Origin of the sequence: Neisseria sp. (assembly GCF_041804105.1) — a bacterium.
Lineage (GTDB): Bacteria > Pseudomonadota > Gammaproteobacteria > Burkholderiales > Neisseriaceae > Neisseria.
Window position 1 is genome coordinate 1 of the sequence record NZ_JBHCJY010000022.1, and the last position, 18,052, is coordinate 18,052.

General features: G+C 55.5%; 17 protein-coding genes and 1 tRNA gene. 7 read left to right on the forward strand and 11 right to left on the reverse strand.

Translation table 11 applies throughout. The features are described from left to right. Positions 1-477: 477 nt before the first annotated feature. The 6 genes from ACEYDX_RS02215 to ACEYDX_RS02240 form a co-directional block, all read right to left on the reverse strand. A complete protein-coding gene (locus ACEYDX_RS02215) occupies positions 478-1,164 on the reverse strand; it encodes a Bax inhibitor-1 family protein (RefSeq protein WP_373740411.1) in 687 nt (228 codons plus the stop codon). Between the two features lie 119 nt (positions 1,165-1,283). Then, complete coding sequence (menA, locus tag ACEYDX_RS02220) at positions 1,284-2,315, reverse strand: 1,4-dihydroxy-2-naphthoate octaprenyltransferase (RefSeq protein ID WP_373740412.1); 1,032 nt, start codon at positions 2,313-2,315, stop codon at positions 1,284-1,286. Between the two features lie 353 nt (positions 2,316-2,668). Further along, positions 2,669-3,112, reverse strand: coding sequence for a YiiD C-terminal domain-containing protein (locus ACEYDX_RS02225; protein WP_373740413.1), 444 nt, complete (start codon positions 3,110-3,112; stop codon positions 2,669-2,671). Between the two features lie 193 nt (positions 3,113-3,305). Then, positions 3,306-4,721, reverse strand: coding sequence for an alanine/glycine:cation symporter family protein (locus ACEYDX_RS02230; protein ID WP_373740414.1), 1,416 nt, complete (start codon positions 4,719-4,721; stop codon positions 3,306-3,308). A 514-nt stretch (positions 4,722-5,235) separates the two neighbouring features. Continuing rightward, a complete protein-coding gene (locus tag ACEYDX_RS02235) occupies positions 5,236-7,125 on the reverse strand; it encodes a bifunctional sugar phosphate isomerase/epimerase/4-hydroxyphenylpyruvate dioxygenase family protein (RefSeq protein ID WP_373740415.1) in 1,890 nt (629 codons plus the stop codon). A gap of 429 nt (positions 7,126-7,554) precedes the next feature. Next, the gene (locus ACEYDX_RS02240; protein ID WP_373740416.1) at positions 7,555-7,761 is read right to left on the reverse strand and encodes a glycine zipper 2TM domain-containing protein; all 207 of its coding nucleotides are present in this window, start codon (positions 7,759-7,761) and stop codon (positions 7,555-7,557) included. Positions 7,762-7,886: 125 nt separating this feature from the next. Between ACEYDX_RS02240 and ACEYDX_RS02245 the strand changes: the two genes are divergently transcribed. Then, a complete protein-coding gene (locus ACEYDX_RS02245) occupies positions 7,887-8,336 on the forward strand; it encodes a CopD family copper resistance protein (RefSeq protein WP_373740417.1) in 450 nt (149 codons plus the stop codon). A gap of 61 nt (positions 8,337-8,397) precedes the next feature. On the opposite strand, the gene ACEYDX_RS02250 is transcribed toward ACEYDX_RS02245, so the two are convergent. Beyond that, complete coding sequence (locus tag ACEYDX_RS02250; protein WP_373740418.1) at positions 8,398-8,676, reverse strand: hypothetical protein; 279 nt, start codon at positions 8,674-8,676, stop codon at positions 8,398-8,400. A 164-nt stretch (positions 8,677-8,840) separates the two neighbouring features. Between ACEYDX_RS02250 and ACEYDX_RS02255 the strand changes: the two genes are divergently transcribed. Further along, positions 8,841-8,916 (forward strand) — tRNA-Lys (locus tag ACEYDX_RS02255). Here ACEYDX_RS02255 and ACEYDX_RS02260 read toward each other — a convergent pair. Then, positions 8,904-9,041 carry a hypothetical protein gene (locus tag ACEYDX_RS02260; RefSeq protein WP_373740419.1) on the reverse strand — a complete coding sequence of 46 codons (138 nt, stop codon included), beginning with the start codon at positions 9,039-9,041 and terminating at the stop codon, positions 8,904-8,906. The two genes, ACEYDX_RS02255 and ACEYDX_RS02260, sit on opposite strands and share 13 nt — an antisense overlap. Positions 9,042-9,103: 62 nt before the next feature. Between ACEYDX_RS02260 and lysS the strand changes: the two genes are divergently transcribed. After that, on the forward strand, positions 9,104-10,618 hold the full coding sequence (gene lysS, locus ACEYDX_RS02265; protein ID WP_373740420.1) for a lysine--tRNA ligase: 1,515 nt from the start codon (positions 9,104-9,106) through the stop codon (positions 10,616-10,618). A gap of 620 nt (positions 10,619-11,238) precedes the next feature. Next, positions 11,239-11,808 (forward strand): N-acetyltransferase family protein, encoded by a 570-nt coding sequence (locus tag ACEYDX_RS02270; protein WP_373740421.1) that lies wholly within the window; start codon positions 11,239-11,241, stop codon positions 11,806-11,808. Positions 11,809-12,644: 836 nt separating this feature from the next. Here ACEYDX_RS02270 and ACEYDX_RS02275 read toward each other — a convergent pair. Beyond that, positions 12,645-13,082 (reverse strand): murein L,D-transpeptidase, encoded by a 438-nt coding sequence (locus tag ACEYDX_RS02275; RefSeq protein WP_373740422.1) that lies wholly within the window; start codon positions 13,080-13,082, stop codon positions 12,645-12,647. Between the two features lie 630 nt (positions 13,083-13,712). Between ACEYDX_RS02275 and ACEYDX_RS02280 the strand changes: the two genes are divergently transcribed. Beyond that, entirely contained in the window at positions 13,713-14,360 is a 648-nt protein-coding gene (locus ACEYDX_RS02280) for a phosphatase PAP2 family protein (RefSeq protein WP_373740423.1), read from the forward strand. A gap of 807 nt (positions 14,361-15,167) precedes the next feature. Here the strand turns inward: ACEYDX_RS02280 and lysA are convergent. Together lysA and ACEYDX_RS02290 are read right to left on the reverse strand one after the other, a co-directional pair. Continuing rightward, positions 15,168-16,388: a diaminopimelate decarboxylase gene (lysA, locus tag ACEYDX_RS02285; protein WP_373740424.1), complete on the reverse strand. Its 1,221-nt coding sequence runs from the start codon at positions 16,386-16,388 to the stop codon at positions 15,168-15,170. Further along, positions 16,385-16,564 (reverse strand): lipoprotein, encoded by a 180-nt coding sequence (locus ACEYDX_RS02290; protein ID WP_373740427.1) that lies wholly within the window; start codon positions 16,562-16,564, stop codon positions 16,385-16,387. Before ACEYDX_RS02290 ends, lysA begins: the two co-directional genes overlap by 4 nt. Positions 16,565-16,739: 175 nt before the next feature. On the opposite strand from ACEYDX_RS02290, the gene cyaY reads away from it, so the two are divergent. Continuing rightward, complete coding sequence (gene cyaY / locus ACEYDX_RS02295; RefSeq protein WP_373740425.1) at positions 16,740-17,060, forward strand: iron donor protein CyaY; 321 nt, start codon at positions 16,740-16,742, stop codon at positions 17,058-17,060. Positions 17,061-17,223: 163 nt separating this feature from the next. Then, positions 17,224-17,730: an S-ribosylhomocysteine lyase gene (luxS, locus tag ACEYDX_RS02300; protein WP_373740426.1), complete on the forward strand. Its 507-nt coding sequence runs from the start codon at positions 17,224-17,226 to the stop codon at positions 17,728-17,730. The last annotated feature ends 322 nt before the right edge of the window (positions 17,731-18,052 follow it).

Consider the following 18,052-nt stretch of genomic DNA (forward strand, 5'->3'; position numbering starts at 1 on the left):
GCTTCCACCTTATAGCCCCGATCTGAATCAGATAGAGAAAAAGTGGGCTTGGATTAAAGGTGTTAGGAATCGGCTGCGAATTACGGATGTGGATTGGCTGTTTCAGGTGTGTATCGATAAATAAGTTTATTTGCTATAAAGTGGAAAACGTGCGGTTGGTGAGCGGGAAAACGGTTGCGGCCCGGGATACGGCAGCCCCGCTGCAAGTGGTGTAAAGCAGGTGCGGCGGGAACACGGATGCCGTCTGAAAAAAACGGATTGGCTGATGTAAAAGCGTTTGTGGCCGCAGGCACGCCGTAAGGCCGTCTGAAAGCGTTGCATACGGTTGCGGTGTATTGCCTGGCCGTGTTTGCAATTGCCGTTCCGAATGGCCGGTTGTCGGCAAACGGCACGGGCACGCGGTAAAACGGTATGGTATGAAAAAGGCCGTCTGAAAAACGTTTCAGACGGCCTTTACCGTATTGCGGGGCTGCCGCATCAATCGTCGCTGTTGAACGACAACAGAATCTGCAACAGGCTGCTGAAGATGTTGTAGAGCGAGATGAAGATGGTCAGCGCGGCGCTGATGTGGCTGTCTTCGCCGCCGTCGATTACGGTGCGCACCTGCCACATAATCATCAGCGAGCTGAAGATGACGAAGCCTGCGCAGAGTGCCAGATGCAGGGCGGGCAGTTGGAAGAATATGTTGGCGACAACACCTACCATCAGCACGACCACGCCCACGGTCAGGAAGCGGCCGAGCGCATGGGTGTTGACGTTGGCGCGGCGGGCCATGGCCGACATCACGAAGAAGACGGCGGCGGTCATGACGGCAGCGGTGCCGACGATCTGCGCACCGTTGGCCACGCCCAGTGCGTGGGTAAGCAGCGGGCTGATGAGCAGGCCCATGCCGAAGGTGAAGACCATCAGCAGGGTGGCGCCGACGTTGGTATAGCGGTTTTTCTCAATGATGTAGATCATGCCGTAGAAAAACGCCAGCACCACGCCGAAGGCAATCCAGCGGTTGCCGAAGGCGGACATCAGGCTGAAGCCCATCTGCGAACCGACGAAAGCACCGGCTGCGGCGGGGATGAATGACAGGCCGAGCAGGCCGTAGGTTTTGCGCAGCACCGTTTCGGCGGGCACGGCACCGGATGAGGTATAGTCGTAAACGTCGTTTTGCATGGCGTTTGCTCCTGAGAGTGTGTTGTTTGGAAATGAATGGAAAGCCGATTCTATCAGCAAATCAAGGTTTTGGGCAGACAATATTACAAACGGTTGTGCCGCGCCGCCGGTTGCGGCGGTCAAAGGGCGAGATGTGCCGCCCAAAGCAGCCCCGTCCACAGCAGCACCGTGATGCTCCAGCGCGGCAGCAGTCTGTCCAACGCGGCGGAAGATGTGGCCGTTTTCAGGGCGTACAAGTGTGCAAGGGTGGCGGCGGCCAGAAAAATCCGGCTCAACGGTGCGGCAGGGCCGTCTGAAAACAGGGCGGCGTTATCCAGCCACAGCCACCAGCACAAAGCCGCACCGACGGCGGCGAGCGTATGGTAAACCTTTGCGCCGCGCAGCCCCAGCCGTACCGCCACGGTGTTTTTGCCGGCCGCCGCATCGCCGTCGATGTCGCGCATATTGTTCAGGTTCAGCACCATGCAGCACCACAGCCCCATCGCCGAAGCGGGCAGGAAGGTGAGGGGATTCAGACGGCCCGTATGCAGGAATTCGCTGCCTGCCACGGCGATCAAACCGAAAAACACGAACACCGCCAAATCGCCGAAACCCGCATAGCCGTAGGGTTTGCGGCCTGCCGTGTAGCAGAATGCCGCCGCCACCGCGGCTGCGCCGAGCAGCAGCCACAACAACCAGCTCCGCCAACCGGCCGCACCGACGGCGGGCAGCGCTACCGCCAACAGCGAAATTCCCGACAGGCAGCACAACAGGGCGGTTGCCCGCAGCGCGTGTTTCATGGCCGACGGCGCAATCCGTCCGCTGCCGACCATGCGCGGCGGTGCGCCGTTGCGGTGCCGGTCGGCACCGTTGGCCGCGTCGCCGTAATCGTTGGCGAGATTGGCGAATATTTGCAGCAGTACCGCGGTCAGCACACATAAAGCCGTAACCGCAACGCTGCCGCTGCCTTGCAGGCGTGCCGAAAGACAGCCCGCCAGCACGGTGGCCGCGGCCAGAGGCAGCGTCCGTATCCGTGCGGCGGCAAGCCAGTATTTGAAAATCATGGCGGATGAAATGGTGGTGGAAACGGGGGAATTATAAAGGCTGTATCCGAATCGTGCGTCGGCTGCGCAGATGCCGTTTCGCGGGTGGGAATCCGTTTTAAAGCCCAAGCGGTTTTTTGCGGATGTGAACCCTGTTCCCGTTTGTATGGGAAGAGCGGCATTCGGTGTCATCGGTGTATTGCAGCGGTCTGTTTCTTTCGGCGTTTGCCCGCCGTGATGCAGGGCCGTCTGAAAAAAGGCCGGATGGTTTGATTGTTTGGGTGCTGAGAGGGGAAGCAGATTTTCAGACGGCCTGAACAGGCATGGCCGCTGTGCACTTGGCTGCGGAGCGGACGGGCAAGCCGTATGCCGAAATGTCGGACGGGCCGGTTCTGGCTGCCGGAATCCGTTTGGAAAACGACGGCGGGGTAGGGCGGTTGGGACGCGCGTTGCGGAACCGGATTTTTTCCGTTCGGGCGGCTTCAATCTTTTGCGGCCAATGCCACATACCGTCCCTGCATCACGGCTACGGGCAGGCCGTCTGAAAACACGTTCACTTTCAGGCTGATTTTGCCTTTGCCCGTTTCGGCCAGCATGGTTCGGAACGCTGCGGTTTCTTCTTCGGAGGGCGTTTCGGCGGTCAGTTGCAGGCCGTTCAGGGCGGGTTGCAGGTAGCGGAAACGGCTTTCCTGAATCACGATGTTGCCCTGCGCTTCGGGGCAGAGCAGGTGCGCGGCCGCCCAGCCGCAGGTGGTGGCGGCAAGGCTGATGCTGCCGCCGAAGACAGTGTTTTTGTGGTTGCGGTTGGGCGCGTGCGGCATGTTCATGCCGACGCTGCCGCCGTTGCAGGCGGTAACTTCGAGCTGCAAAGCGGCGGTGGCGGGAATGTGGGTGTGCAGGAAATGTTGCAGTTCTTGCGGGGTCATGGTCGGGGGAATGCGGTGTTCAGGCGGCTTTCAAGTATAGGGATTTGTGTGGGGAAAGCAAGGCGGATGTCTGGGGCAGGGGCGGCGGTTCGGCGGAATGCGGGGCGGTGTGAAGCGGCTGTTTCTGCTGCCGAAAAACAGACAGGCCGTCTGAAACTGTTTTCAGACGGCCTGTGGGGTTGAAACCGATGCCTTACCAAATATCCGATTTGATTTTGCGTTTCAAACCGGGATGCTCGGAGAGTTTGAATTCCGGCTCTTTGCCCATTTTCAGCTTGGCGTTGTAGTCTTTCAGCAGCAGGAACACCAGCGGGCTGAGAATCACGATGGCAATCAGGTTGATCAGCGCCATCGTGCCCATCGCCAAATCGGCCATGTCCCACACCAGCGGCACTTTGGCCACCGCGCCGAAATACACCATGCCCAGCACGGCCATGCGGAACACGGTAATCACCATCCAATGGTTGGCGATAAAGCGCACGTTGGATTCCGCATAGGCATAGTTGCCGATGACGGTGGTGAACGCAAACAGCAGCAGCGTTACCGCCAGAAAGTCCGCGCCCCATGCGCCGACGTGCTCCACCAGCGCGGCTTGGGTAAGCTGCACGCCGGTGAGCGTTTCAGACGGCGTAACCCCCGAAAGCAATACCATAAACGCGGTGCACGAACACACAATCATCGTATCGACGAACACGCCCAGCATCTGAATCATGCCCTGCGACACGGGATGTTTCACATCGGCGGCCGCGGCCGCGTTCGGGGCGGAACCCTGACCCGCTTCGTTGGAATACAGGCCGCGCTTGATGCCGTTCATCATCGCCGCCGTTACCGCACCGGCCGCACCGCCGCCGGCAGCGGAAAAATCAAATGCGTTGCCGATAATCAGCGAAAACACGCGCGGGACTTCGGCGATATTGACCGCCATCACATACAGCGTCATCAGCAGATAAACGCCCGCCATCAGCGGCACCAGCATTTCGGCCACGTGCGCCACGCGCTTGATACCGCCGAAAATAATCGGTGCGGTAAAGATGACCAAAGCAACGCCGACCGCATGTTTGTTCAAGCCCCATGCGGTTTCCGTTGCCACCACCACCGAATTGGCCTGCACGGATTCATACACCAGCCCGAAACAGAAAATCAGGCTCAGCGAAAACAGCACGGCCAGCCATTTCTGCCCCATGCCCCGCGTGATGTAATAAGCGGGGCCGCCGCGGAAATGGCCGTTTTTGTGGTCGCGGATTTTAAAAAGCTGTGCCAGCGAAGATTCCGCAAAGGCCGAACTCATACCGATTAGGGCCGTTACCCACATCCAAAACACCGCACCCGGGCCGCCCAGCGCAATCGCAATCGCCACGCCGGCGATATTGCCCACACCCACACGGCTGGCCAGCCCCGTGGCAAACGCCTGAAACGGCGTAATCCCGTGCGGGTCGTCGCCTTTCGTGCGGCCGCCGAGCATCTCTTTGATGCTGCGCCCGAACAGCCGCAACTGCACAAACCCCGTTGCCAGCGTGAAAAACAGCCCCACGCCCAGCAGCAGCCAGATTAATATCTGCCAGAGCGGGGTGTTGATGTCGGTTACCCATTGGTGGATGGTTTCAGTCATGTTCCGTATCTCCTGAATCATTAGACTTTTTTCAGACGGCATCCTGTTTTCCTTGCCGGCGCAGCGGAAAAACAACAGGAAGCGTTGGAAATAAAGGGGCGATTCTAGCAGATTATTGACAAAGCGAAAGAATTGCTTGCAAGGGCTTGCGGGATGGGGCGTATCGGTCGGCGGCTTTCCCGTTTCTTTCGGTATGGCAGTCTGTTTCCCCGTGTGGCTGCTTTGTCTGCGGATCGTTGATGGGTGCGGTATCGTTTTCAGCCATTCCGTGCAGGTGGGAATCCATGTTTGGAATCCGGTATTTTTATATTAAACAAGCAATTGTGAATGCCAAAGCTGGATTCCCGCCTGCGCGGGCATGACGGGAACAATGACGGGGCAGGGCGTGAATCACTTTGCACGTTGACGCATCACTTTAATCAGCCCGTCCGCGATAACCCTGCAATCGGACAAAGGCCGTCTGAAAAAAACTTTTTCAGACGGCCTTTGTCGGCAAGACTTTCAAATCAAACGGTTATTCTTTGCCTGATGCTTCCTGACGGCGTTTCCAATACAAATCCTGCGCCATCAGCCGCACGGGGGCGTTGGCCGCGCCGTATTGGTCGTAGCCGCCGCGCCGTTCGACGACTTCGAAGAAGAAGCGGTTTTCGACGGGCTGGGAATAGACGTGGAAAAACTCGCCGCCGTGTCCGTCGGCATCGTAAAGCAGATGATGTTCGCGCAGTTTGGCGGTGAACGCGTCGTCAAGGCCGAAACGGGCTTGCAGGTCGTCGTAATAGTTTTGCGGGATGTCGAGCAGCTGCGCACCGTTGCCGCGCAGGAAGCGGACGGCGGTGAAGATGTCTTCGGTGGCGAAGGCAACGTGTTGCAGACCCGAACCTTTGTAGTTGCTGATGGAGCGCGAAAGCATGGTGTTGGGGTTGTCCGATACGTTCAGCGGCAGGCGCACGCCGCCTTCGGGACTGTGTACGACGCGGCTTTTAATCAGGCCGTAGGGGTCGGCGAGGGTTTGGTCGGTATCGGTTTCGAAACCGAACAGGGCGCGGAAATGCAGCGTCCATGTGTCGATGGTGTCGCTGGGAATGCCGAACGCGCTGTGGTCGATGCGGCTCAGATAGGGCTTGCCTTGGAATTTGGAAACGTGGAAATCGGTGTGGTAGATGTCGCCGTCCACGAAATACTGCAAACCGCCGTTGGGCGAACGGATGGCGTGGATGTGTTTTTCGTTCGGCCCGACGCGGCCTTCGTACATGATGCTGCCGTAATCGACGGCGCGGCGGTAGATTTGTTCGGCGTTGCCGACATTGTAGGCGGCGGCGCATACGCCCGTGCCGTGCTGGGCGAAAAAGGCGGCGGCCAGCGAATCGGGTTCGGCGTCGATAATCAGGTTGATGCCGCCCTGCTGGTAGAGGGCGACGTTTTTGCTTTTGTGGATGCCGGTTTTCTGGAAGCCGAACTGTGTCAGCACATTGCCCAGCCGTTGGGCGTTTTCGCCGCCGGAGGCGAATTCGAGAAACTCGGTGCCGTTGAACACGGTGGGTGCTTCGGGGCGGAACAGCGCGGCCTGCGGGGCAATGCCTTCGGCTTCGAGCTTCAGGGCCACCTGTTCTTCCAGATAAAGCAGCGAACGGCGGGCATCGGAAGTGGTGTGGAAGCCGGGTGCGGCGCGGAATTTGTCGTTGAACACTTCCAGAGACAGCGGCCCCTGATAGCCGCCTGCGATAACGGGGGCAAGAAAACCGGCCACGTCCAGTTCGCCCTGTCCCGGAAAATTGCGGTAATGGCGGCTCCATTCGAGCACGTCCATTTTCATGCGCGGTGCGTCGGCAAGCTGGATGAAGACGATTTTTTCGGGCGGAATGCTGCCCAGATCCGACAAATCGTCGTTGATGGAAAGGGTGTGGAAACTGTCGAGGATGATGCCGAGGTTCGGATGGTCGGCCGTCTGAACCAGCCGCCATGCGTGGCGGTAAGACGAAACGTGCCGCCCCCAGGCCAGCGCTTCATAGCCCACCCGCATGCCGTGTTTGGCCGCGACTTCGGCCAAACGGTGCAAATCGTCGGTAATCAGCGCATCGTCGGTGGAAGTGTCGGGCTGGACGCTGCTGCACACCAGCAGGCGGTCGGTACCCAGTTCGGCCATCAGCTCGAATTTGCGCTCGGCACGGTTGAGCTGGTGGGTCAGCCTGTCGCGCGCCCCGCCTTCAAAATCGCGGAACGGCTGGAACAGCATGATTTCCAGCTCGTGGTCTTCGCACATTTTGCGGATGTCCGACGGCGAACCGTTGAAATACAGCAGGTCGTTTTCAAAAATTTCCACGCCGTGAAAACCCGCGGCAGCGATGGCGGCCAGCTTTTCAGGCAGCGTTCCGCTCAATGATACGGTGGCGATACAGTGTTTCATCCTTCCACTCCTTTAAGGGGGGTGCGATATTTCAAAAAACAGGATTTTTTGGCGTTTTATTGATTGCCGGTGGCGGAAATTTGAAAATCATGCTTTTTATTTGCCGAAATCATGAAACTTCCTGCCAAAACGGTTTCATTGTATAGCGGATTGGTGGTTTAGGGAAGAAATCCGCAGGCCGTCTGAAACGGCAGACAAACCGACGGTACGGCAGAGCGCAGGCAGTCAGGTTCGGTATTTACGCAGCAAGGCCGTCTGAAAACATTTCAGACGGCCTTGTCCTTTCTCCGCGCCGCAAGCAATCGGGCAACGGTATGTCCGTTCCGTTCTTTTCCTTAATTTGAATTTGCCCGACCCGCCCGCAGCCGGATAAAAAGGCCGTCTGAAACGGCGGATGCGTTTCAGACGGCCTGAACCGGTCAAGCGGAATCAGCGGCGGATCTGGCTGCCGATAACGCCGCCTAAAGCAGCGCCGCCCAAAGTAGAACCGGTGTTGCCGCCGATGGCGTGGCCGGCCAAGCCGCCGATGCCTGCACCGATGGCAGCATTGCGCTGGGTGCGGGTCATGCTTTCGCAGGCGGTCAGAGAGCCGGCAACGGCCAGCAGGGCAACGGTTTTCACGATCATAGATTTCATGGTTTATCTCCCATAGGGTTGTTGACACAAAACTGCGCGCAAGGTGTGGCGCAGCGGTGGTTTAATGATATATTGTTGCGGGTAAAGACGTTTTAAGTCTGGGAAAAGATTGGAAAGACATAGTCATGGGTCAAATTTACGCTGCGGCACACATCGTCCACCTGTTTTGCGCCGTTATTTTTGTCGGTGGCGTGTTTTTCGAAGGGCTGGTGCTCTCGGTTTTGCACACCAAAAAAGTGTCGCGCGAAGCCAGACGCGAAGTCGAAAAAGCCGTTTCCTCGCGTGTAACCAAAATCATGCCGCCCGTGGTCGTTACCCTGTTTCTGTCGGGTCTGATCATGCTGCACCGTTACGCAGCGGTGCTTTCGCAGCCGTTTGCCACACCGTTCAACACCCAGCTCACGCTCAAACTGCTGCTCGCGGCCAGCGTTTTGGTTCATTTCGTGATTGCCGTTACCAAGATGCGCCGCAAAACGCTGACCGCGTCCTGGTCGAAATACATCCATGCCGCCGTATTCATACATATGCTCGGAATTGTGTTTCTGGCGAAGTCGATGTTCTATCTGAGTTGGTAAAAGAAATAAGGCCGTCTGAAAAAATTCAGACGGCCTTGGTGTTTCTGCAACAGTAGCCGGATTATTTGGTTGACTCTTTCGCTTTTTCGGCAGCTTCCCTTGCCTTGGCAACCGCATCGTCGGCAGTTTCTTTTGCCGCGCCAACAGCGGCGGAAGCGGCTTTTTCGGTAGCCGCTGCGGCGTTGTCGGCGGCGTTGCTTACCGCAGAGGCAGCGTGGCTTTCAACGGCTTTGGCATCGGAAGCGATGGCTTGGGCTGCGTTTTTGGTAGCGTCTTTCGACTCTTGCGAACAAGCGGCCAGGCCGGCAACCATCATTGCAGCAATCAGAAGTTTTTTCATTGTTGTCCTTTCGTATTTACAAACAAGCCGGATTGCCGGCGGAAAAAAATCATAGCATAAGCGCGTAAGCATCCGGTCTTTTTAAAAATTTTTTACGGAATACTGTTGCACGCATGAAAATGCTTGACACGTTCGGACGGCCTGCCTATAATGCGCAGCTTATCGGGTCGTTAGCTCAGCTGGTAGAGCAGCGGACTTTTAATCCGTTGGTCGAAGGTTCGAATCCTTCACGACCCACCAGATACAGAAACCTGCTTGCCAAACCAAGCAGGTTTTTCCGTTAAGGCCGTCTGAAAACTTTTGGCGTTTTCAGACGGCCTTAAAGCATGGAAAACCCGTGCAAAACCGCGTAAAATACGCGGCATTCATCCCTATCCTGACAGGCCGCCCGCAACCGCCGGCCTGCTTCTTTTTACCGGAAACTGCCATGAGCGAACAAAACCAGAATCCCCAAACCGAACCGCAGCTCGACGAAAACCAAATCATCGCCCTGCGCCGTGAAAAGTTAAACGAAATCCGCCGGCAAGGTATCGCATTCCCCAACCAATACCGGCGCGATGCGTTTGCAGGAGATTTGCAGAACCGCTACGGTGCGCAGGAAAAAGCCGAACTCGACCCGCAGGAAATCCCCGTCAAAATCGCCGGCCGCATGATGCTGCAACGCGCCATGGGCAAGGCCAGTTTCGCCACCGTGCAAGACGTGAGCGGCCAGATTCAGGTGTATGTGAACAATCAGGGCGTGGGCGAAGAGGCGCACAATGCCTTCAAACATTGGGATTTGGGCGACATCATCGGCGTGGAAGGCACCTTGTTCAAAACCAACCACGGTGAATTGACCGTGCGCGCCGCCAAGCTGCATTTGCTCACCAAATCGCTGCGTCCGCTGCCCGATAAGCACAAAGGCTTGGCCGACCAGGAAACCAAATACCGCCAGCGTTACGTCGATTTGATTGCCAACCCCGAATCGCGCGACGTATTTTTCAAACGCAGCCGCATCATCCAAGCCGTGCGCAACTATATGGTAAACGAGCAGTATCTCGAAGTCGAAACGCCGATGATGCACCCGATTCCCGGCGGCGCGGCGGCCAAGCCGTTCGTTACCCACCACAACACCCTCGACATGCCGCTTTACCTGCGCATCGCCCCCGAGCTTTACCTGAAACGCTTGGTGGTCGGCGGTTTCGAGCGCGTGTTTGAAATCAACCGCAGCTTCCGTAACGAAGGCATGTCGGTGCGCCACAACCCCGAATTCACCATGATGGAATTCTACGAAGCGTTCTCCACTTACGAGCGCATGATGGAAATGACCGAAGGCGTGATCCGCAACGCCGCCAAAGAAGTGTGCGGCAGCGCCAAAATCACTTACAACGGACAAGAGGTTGATTTGGAAAGCCCGTTCGAGCGGCTGACCATTCTCGAAGCCATCAAAAAATACAACCCGCACTACACCGACGAGCAGCTCAACGATGCCGAGTGGCTGAAAAAAGAGATTGTCAAACACGGCGAAAAAATCCCGTCCGCGCCCGGCATCGGCAGCCTGCAACTGGCCCTGTTCGAAGGCTGCGCCGAGAGCAAACTGTGGAACCCGACCTTTATCATCGACTACCCGGTCGAAGTTTCCCCGCTGGCGCGCGCTTCCGACACCAAGCCCGGCTTAACCGACCGCTTCGAGTTGTTCGTTGTCGGCCGCGAACTGGCCAACGGCTACTCCGAGTTGAACGACCCCGAAGACCAAGCCGCGCGCTTCAAAGCCCAAGTCGCCCAAAAAGACGCAGGCGACGAAGAAGCCATGCACTACGATGCCGACTATATCCGCGCCATGGAATACGGTCTGCCTCCCACCGGCGGCAGCGGCATCGGCCTCGACCGTCTCGTAATGCTGCTCACCGATTCGCAAACCATCCGCGACGTGATCCTGTTCCCGCAAATGCGGCCGGAATAAACGCGCCACAATGAACAGGCCGTCTGAAAAGCCGAAAAGCGGTTTTCAGACGGCCTGTTGTTTTAACGCAGGCAACAAATGCCGAAAATTTCAGACGGCCAGAAGCAACACGGTAACTGGTTTATAACAGGTAAACTGAAAAGGCGGTGTTTGCAGGGCGTGTTGATTTGTGCGGTATCGCTTCACAGCCGTCATTCCCGCGCAGGTGGGAATCCAGTGTTAATATGAATATGTGCAAATGAATCAAAAAGATTGCTGAAATGTCGACCGTGCTTGAATCATGCGCCGATACCGTCATTTCCGCTCAGACGGGAGTGCGGAGATTCCGAAACCGAGATTTTCCAACGGATGCCGAAATTCAAACGTCCGGATTCCCGCCTGCGCGGGAATGATGGCTGTGAGCGGTACGGCATCAATCATACCTTGTGCAAACACAACTAGATTTTAAAGACAGACTCCTGCCTATGTGGGAATGACGGCCGAACCACATTCGTTTTAAACTATCTGCAATCTGCGATTGCGCCGACCGGCTGATTTCCGTTCCGGCACGACCGAACCGTCGAACCCCGTCTGAAACCTCCGCCGCATCCGAACAATCCGAAAACAAGGAAAGGAACGCCATGTCCATCCGCCGTGCCACTGTCGCCGACATCCCCGCCCTGCAACACCTGCTCGCCCAAATTCTCAAACTGCACCACCGCATCCGCCCCGATTTGTTCCGCCCGCACGGCGGCGCATATTCCGCCGAAGAACTGACCTCTTTAATGACCGACGACGATACCCCGATTTTTGTGTACACCGACGGACAAAACCGCGTACTCGGCCACCTGTTTTTGCAGTTGAAAAACGAAGAAAGCAGCGTGTTCAAACCTTTTAAAACGCTGTTTATAGACGACTTGTGCGTAGACGAAACCGCCCGCGGGCAAAACATCGGCACCCAGCTTTATGACTTCGCCCTTGCCTTTGCCCGCCGACACGGCTGCCATAACCTGACCCTCGATGTTTGGAACGACAACGCCGATGCCCTGCGCTTTTACCAAAAACTGGGCATGAGCGCACAAAGCACCAGAATGGAAGTACGGCTGTCGGATTCGACAGTTTCAGACGGCCTTGGGAGAGCGGTGGAACATAAATTTCGGTGTCGTAAACGAAGTATTGGCTTTCGCCGTCGGGCAGCTGGCGGTAGATGAGGTTGCCCAGCGCGTCATGGGTGTATTCGATGCTGTTGTACTCTTGAGGTGATTGCCTTTGCGGTCGAGAAGGCCATCTGAAAAAGCAAACCATGCAGACATAACGGATTGTCTGCATGGTTAGATATGCGGTTAAAGCTAAATTGTTAAGGAACTGGGTTTTCAGACGGCATTTGACAAGATAGGCTGTATGAAAAGGATGGCGTACTATACGGGTTACAGCTTTCTTCTCAAAAAATAACGCATTAAATCTAAAATAAAAAAACACAGAATGACGTAATTAAATAAAATAACCTCAAAAATACCTAAAATTCCTAAAAAATTAAACATATCAAAATAAAATATTTGGAAATAAAATTCTAATACAACTAAACATGGAAGCGACAAGAAATGAAATCTCTTTCTTTTTAATTTTAGTAGTAATATGTAAATTATCTAAAATAAAAAACTAAACAAAATATAATATAAAGTAGCAAATTTAATTCCGTTTAAGTTGTGAAAGGGGGGGTTATTATAGCTGTGTACAATATGGTGAATAATAGATAAATTATAATATCTGTTTTAAACTCCATTGCAACTATTTCCATTTATTTGACTATTCAATCTACTAGATTAGTATCAATTAGAATATTAACAACTTTTTCTTTGTCATTATTTGCCATGGTTGTGTCCTTTTGGGTGAGTTGTCAGGTAAGGAGCCAAATTCATTAGTAGAAGACCAATTACAATAAGGCCCATGCGTGGCGGTTTGGCCGGTTCGTCGGTCATTATGATAAGGCCGTCTGAAAATTTTTTCAGACGGCCTGTTTGCTGTCGGGCAATCGTTTTACCCCAAATCACACTACTTCCAAAACGAAATACTGTTTCAGCCGTTCGTAGACGGAATCGCTGACATTAATGCAGCCGTTGGTCATGATACGGTCGGCCACATTTTTTGATGCGATGCGTTCGTTGCGGCGTTCCGACGGTTTGCCGTTCCAAACGCGGTGCAGGGCGTAGAGGAAGTCGGGTTCTTCTTTAAAGGCGATGACGTCGCCGCCGTAGCCGGGAGAGTCGGTGCGGTAGATGGTCAGGTCAAAACGGCCTTTGGGCGTGGTCTTGCCGATGAGCACGTTGTGGCAGTCGCCTTTGTCGGCGAAACACAGTTTGGCGGCGGATGTGTCGACGATGACTTTTTTGCTCTGCTTGAACGCTTCAAGGCCGTCTGAAGCGGCGGCGGTGTGGCATAGGGCAAAGAAAACGGCGGTAAGGGCGGCTTGTTTGATGGGGTTCATTCTGTGTTTTATCCTTCATGATTCCGATACCGCGATACGGGCGCGGTTTCAGATGGCATCGGGCTGTGTGTCGGTGCGCGGCTATTTTATCATCGAAACGGTTGTGCGGACGGCGTGGAGCGTGTGGGGGCGGTTCGGTCGGGATGCCGTTGTTTTGAAACGGCGTTAAGTTTCGTGAACGTGCGGTGTTGTCCGAATCTGCCCGTGTGCGTTAAAAGGCCGTCTGAAAATTTTTTCAGACGGCCTTTGGTGATGATGTGTTTTACAGATCGCGTTGGCTGATCCACATCGCGCCGATAACGGCGACGGAAGCAAGGCTGATGCTTGCGATGATGTTGAAGAACAGGATAGACATAATAAACTCCGTGTGCAATGTAATGTAAGGAATCCGTGCGGTGCGCCAACACCGTGCGGGCTGTGCCGTTTTGCGGCAGTTTTTTGTTTTTACGGGAGAATCATAAACCCGTTGTGCAAGCTGGGCTGCATTATTTACCTGTTTTTCCAGTGTGAAAATAACAATAATTAGCGAAAATTAACAACAATAGTTATCGGTAGAAGGGATATACGGTGTGCATGGCTCTCAAAGTCGATTGCTGTTAATATCGCTTCTTTTTTTCAGACGGCCCCGCCATGCTTCCCCATCGTGCTTTTTCTCCGCCTTATTTGAAGATTTTTCTGTTGCTTATCAGTGTGTTGCTGATGCTGGGGGCTGTCGGCTGGATTGCGGAAAACGTGTACTCGCGCGAGCGGTTTGTATTTGAACGGCCGCTGATGATGTGGGTGCACCACCATGTCGGCGGCTGGTTCGAACCTGTTGCGGTTTTGCTGCATTACTTGGGTAAGCCTTCGACGGCGGTGCCGTTGGTGGCGGTAACGGCGGTGTTTCTCTATGCGCGCCGTTATCGGGGTTATGCGGTTTTTCTGGTGCTCGGCACGCTGCTGCCGACGCTGGTGATGTCTGCCGCCAAAGCGTTTTTCGACCGGCCGCGTCCCGAATTGTGGCCGCGTATCGTCGAGCAGGGCGGGGAATCGTTTCCCAGCGGGCACAGCACGTTTTCTGCTGCCGTTGCCCTGCTGTTGTGGCTGATGTTGCGGTACACGCGCTACGGCACGCCTGCCGCGGTGTTCGGCTTGGTGTTTATGCTGCTGATGGGCTTTTCGCGCGTTTGGCTCGGCGTGCACTATCCGACGGATGTGCTCGTCGGCTGGATAAACGGCGGTTTGATTGTTACGGCGCTGTATTGGCTGCTGTTCCGCAAGAGGATGAAGGCCGTCTGAATTCTACAAAGCACAGGCCGTCTGAAATATTTTCAGACGGCCTTTGTTTTGATTGTGATGGGTTGTTTCGTGATTTTTTGTGGGTACGGTTAGTTTCCGTAGGTACGGTTAGCCGCCTTAAGCGGCGTAACCGTACGAAGTTACCCCCCGAATTTTTCAGACGGCATCAATATATTTTCTGTACATTTTCTGCCGCCGTTGCGTACGGTTACGCCGCTGGGGCGGCTAACCGTACCTACATTCCTTCCCGCTATTGTGTCTGCGGAGAGCGCATGGCTGTTTACGGCTGCTGTGCCTACCTGTCATTCCCGCGCAGGCGGGAATCCAGAGGCTGGGTTGCTGTAACCGCTGCAACATTCTGCTTCTGCCTTGTGCACCCCGTTTCCGGACATTGCCCGTCCGGATTCCCGCCTGGGCGGGAATGACGGGTTTTTCTGTGTGTTGAAATCCGATATATCCCCAACCGCTGGCTAAAAATAGGCCGTCTGAATTCTACAAAGCACAGGCCGTCTGAAATTATTTTCAGACGGCCTTTGTTTTGATTGTGATGGGTTGTTTCGCGATTTTTGTGGGTACGGTTAGTTCCGTAGGTACGGTTAGCCGCCTTCAGCGGCGTAACCGTACGAATTTATCCCCCGAATTTTTCAGACGGCATCAATATATTTCCTGTACATTTTCTGCTGCCGTTGTGTACGGTTACGCCGCTGGGGCGGCTAACCGTACCTACTGAGAACGGGTGTCCCGCTGCCAACACGCCCGCATTGCTCCTGCATCCAATCCGCCATTCCCGTGCAGGCGGAAAACGGTTTACAGGCAGGCGGTTTCGTTGGCCATTTGCTGTTCCCATGTTTCGCGTTGGCGGATCAGGCGGGATTGTGTGCCGCTGACCATTACTTCCGCCGCACGGTTGCGGGCGTTGTAGTTGGAAGCCATGCTGGCGGCGTATGCGCCTGCGCTGTGCACGGCGAGCAGGCTGCCCGCTTCGCAGGCAATCCGGCGGTCTTTGCCGATAAAGTCGCCGGTTTCGCAGACGGGGCCGACGATGTCGGCGGTAAAAGGTTCGGTGCCGGTGGGTTCGACGGCTTCGATGCGGTGGAATGCGCCGTAGAGCGCGGGGCGCATCAGGTCGTTCATGGCCGCGTCGGTGATGACGAAGTTTTTTTCTTCGCCCTGTTTGACGAATTCGACGCGGGTCAGCAGCGTGCCTGCGTTGCCCACCAGGCTGCGGCCGGGTTCCAGCACGAGTTTCAGACGGCGTGTGCCGATGAGTTTTTGTACGGCTCGGGCGTAGGCGTTCAAATCGGGTACGTTTTCATTGTCGTACACGATGCCGACGCCGCCGCCCAAGTCCAAATGCTCCGGCATGATGCCTGCTTCGGCAAGGCGGTCGACCAGCAGCAGGATGCGTTCGCAGGCTTCGATGAGCGGGCTTAAATCGGTAAGTTGCGAACCGATGTGGCAGTCGATGCCGACGATATTCAGATTGGGCTGCTGCGCCGCATATTGATAGGCTTGGAACGCGTCGGCATAGGCGATACCGAATTTGTTGGCTTTGAGGCCGGTGGAAATATAGGGATGGGTTTTGGCATCGACATCGGGGTTAACGCGCAGGGACACGGGCGCGGTTTTGCCCAGCCGTGCGGCCACGGCCTGAATGCGGTCGATTTCGGGGATGCTTTCCATATTGAAGCATTTCACACCCGCGTTCAGTGCGAATTCGATTTCGGCTTCGCTTTTGCCCACGCCCGAAAAAATCGTTTTGCCCGCATCGCCGCCCGCCGCCAGCACGCGCGCCAACTCGCCGCCGGAAACGATGTCGAAACCGCTGCCGAGCGATGCGAAATGCTTGATGATGCTCAGGTTGCCGTTGGCTTTGACGGCGTAGCACACCAGCGGTTCGAGCGCGGCAAAAGCGTCGGTATAGCCTTTGAACGCTTCGGTCAGAGCAGATTGGCTGTACACATACAAAGGCGTGCCGAACTCTTCGGCAAGGCGGGAGTAGGGGACTTGTTCGCAGGATAGGTTCATGGCTGTTTCGCAGGGGTAGGTTGTTTGGGGGCGGGCGCGGAATTGTCCAAACCGATGCCGGTTTGAATCACGCCGAAGCGCGCGTTGTCGCCTTCTTTAGGCAGGTACAAATCGCCTTTGAAGCCGCAGCCGCTCAAAACAAACGCTGCTGCAAGCAGGAATACGGTGGATTTCATCATATAGACTCGTTATGCTTTATATATAGTATAGGGTCGGGAGAAGCCGCCGTTTTTCACAGGGCAAACTGGCATTTCGGCAAGCCTGCCGTTTTCAGACGGCCTGAAAAGCCTTTATCCGGGCGCGCGGATGTGGCAAGATTCGGTATCTTAAACAATTTCCCCCGCCTGCGCCATGAACGAAAGCGAATTTTTACAGCACACCGACCGCCTGTTTGCCCACATCGAAGACCAAATCGACGAAGGCGGTTGGGATTTCGACTGCCAAATCTCCGGCAACGTGCTTACCATCGAGGCCGATGACGGCACGCAGATTATCGTCAACCGCCACACCCCCAATCAGGAATTATGGATTGCCGCCAAAAGCGGCGGCTACCATTTTTCCGAACAAAACGGCCGCTGGCTCGCCACCCGCGACGGCAGCGAATTTTTCGCCGTATTGAACCAAGCCCTGACCGCCGCCAGCGGCGAAACCGTAACCGTAGAGGCCGTCTGAAAAAACATTGCGGCACGGCATAATCAACGCACCGTCCCACCCGCCACACCAAGTATGTGCAGTATAGGTAGGTACGGTTAGCCGCCGCAGCGGCGTAACCGAACGCCACCGCCAATTATGTTCAGACGGCCTCCCGCCCCCAATCCATAGAAAAGGAAACACCATGCCCCTGTTAGACAGCTTCAAAGTCGACCACACCCGTATGCACGCCCCCGCCGTGCGCGTTGCCAAAACCATGAACACCCCCAAAGGCGACGTGATTACCGTGTTCGACCTGCGTTTCAGCATCCCAAACAAAGAAATCCTGCCCGAAAAAGGCATCCACACGCTCGAACACCTGTTTGCCGGATTCATGCGCGACCACCTGAACAGCGCGGATGTCGAAATCATCGACATCTCCCCCATGGGCTGCCGCACCGGTTTCTACATGAGCCTGATCGGCACGCCGTCTGAAAGCCAAGTCGCCCAAGCATGGCTCGCCGCCATGCAGGACGTACTCAACGTACAAGACCAAAGCAAAATCCCCGAGCTGAACGAATACCAATGCGGCACCTACAAAATGCACTCGCTCGCCGAAGCACAGCAAATCGCCCGCAACGTTATCGAGCGCAAAATCGCCGTTAACAAAAACGAAGATTTAACACTGGACGAAAACCTGCTGAACGTATAACCACGTCCCATCATCAAAGGCCGTCTGAAAAGTAGGTACGGTTAGCCGCCCCAAGCGGCGTAACCGTACAAAACCCGCGAACCATCCGCGATTTTCAGACGGCCTTTATTGTTTACAGTATCTCCCGTCGCCCTTGCGTACGGTTACGCCGCTGCGAGCGGCTAGCCGTACCTACTACCCCGAAGCATAACCCCGTCCCATCGTCAAAGGCCGTCTGAAAAGTAGGTACGGTTAGCCGCCCCAAGCGGCGTAACCGTACAAAACCCGCGAACCATCCGCGATTTTCAGACGGCCTTTATTGTTTACAGTATCTCCCGTCGCC

Coding starts and splice junctions, on each gene's coding strand:
- ACEYDX_RS02245 (WP_373740417.1), top strand. CDS start 7,887: ATGGGTCAAATTTACGCTGCGGCACACATCGTCCACCTGTTTTGCGCC.
- ACEYDX_RS02230 (WP_373740414.1), bottom strand. CDS start 4,721: ATGACTGAAACCATCCACCAATGGGTAACCGACATCAACACCCCGCTC.
- cyaY (WP_373740425.1), top strand. CDS start 16,740: ATGAACGAAAGCGAATTTTTACAGCACACCGACCGCCTGTTTGCCCAC.
- ACEYDX_RS02290 (WP_373740427.1), bottom strand. CDS start 16,564: ATGAAATCCACCGTATTCCTGCTTGCAGCAGCGTTTGTTTTGAGCGGC.
- ACEYDX_RS02240 (WP_373740416.1), bottom strand. CDS start 7,761: ATGAAATCTATGATCGTGAAAACCGTTGCCCTGCTGGCCGTTGCCGGC.
- ACEYDX_RS02225 (WP_373740413.1), bottom strand. CDS start 3,112: ATGACCCCGCAAGAACTGCAACATTTCCTGCACACCCACATTCCCGCC.
- ACEYDX_RS02270 (WP_373740421.1), top strand. CDS start 11,239: ATGTCCATCCGCCGTGCCACTGTCGCCGACATCCCCGCCCTGCAACAC.
- ACEYDX_RS02215 (WP_373740411.1), bottom strand. CDS start 1,164: ATGCAAAACGACGTTTACGACTATACCTCATCCGGTGCCGTGCCCGCC.
- ACEYDX_RS02235 (WP_373740415.1), bottom strand. CDS start 7,125: ATGAAACACTGTATCGCCACCGTATCATTGAGCGGAACGCTGCCTGAA.
- ACEYDX_RS02250 (WP_373740418.1), bottom strand. CDS start 8,676: ATGAAAAAACTTCTGATTGCTGCAATGATGGTTGCCGGCCTGGCCGCT.
- lysA (WP_373740424.1), bottom strand. CDS start 16,388: ATGAACCTATCCTGCGAACAAGTCCCCTACTCCCGCCTTGCCGAAGAG.
- ACEYDX_RS02260 (WP_373740419.1), bottom strand. CDS start 9,041: ATGCCGCGTATTTTACGCGGTTTTGCACGGGTTTTCCATGCTTTAAGG.
- luxS (WP_373740426.1), top strand. CDS start 17,224: ATGCCCCTGTTAGACAGCTTCAAAGTCGACCACACCCGTATGCACGCC.
- ACEYDX_RS02275 (WP_373740422.1), bottom strand. CDS start 13,082: ATGAACCCCATCAAACAAGCCGCCCTTACCGCCGTTTTCTTTGCCCTA.
- ACEYDX_RS02280 (WP_373740423.1), top strand. CDS start 13,713: ATGCTTCCCCATCGTGCTTTTTCTCCGCCTTATTTGAAGATTTTTCTG.
- lysS (WP_373740420.1), top strand. CDS start 9,104: ATGAGCGAACAAAACCAGAATCCCCAAACCGAACCGCAGCTCGACGAA.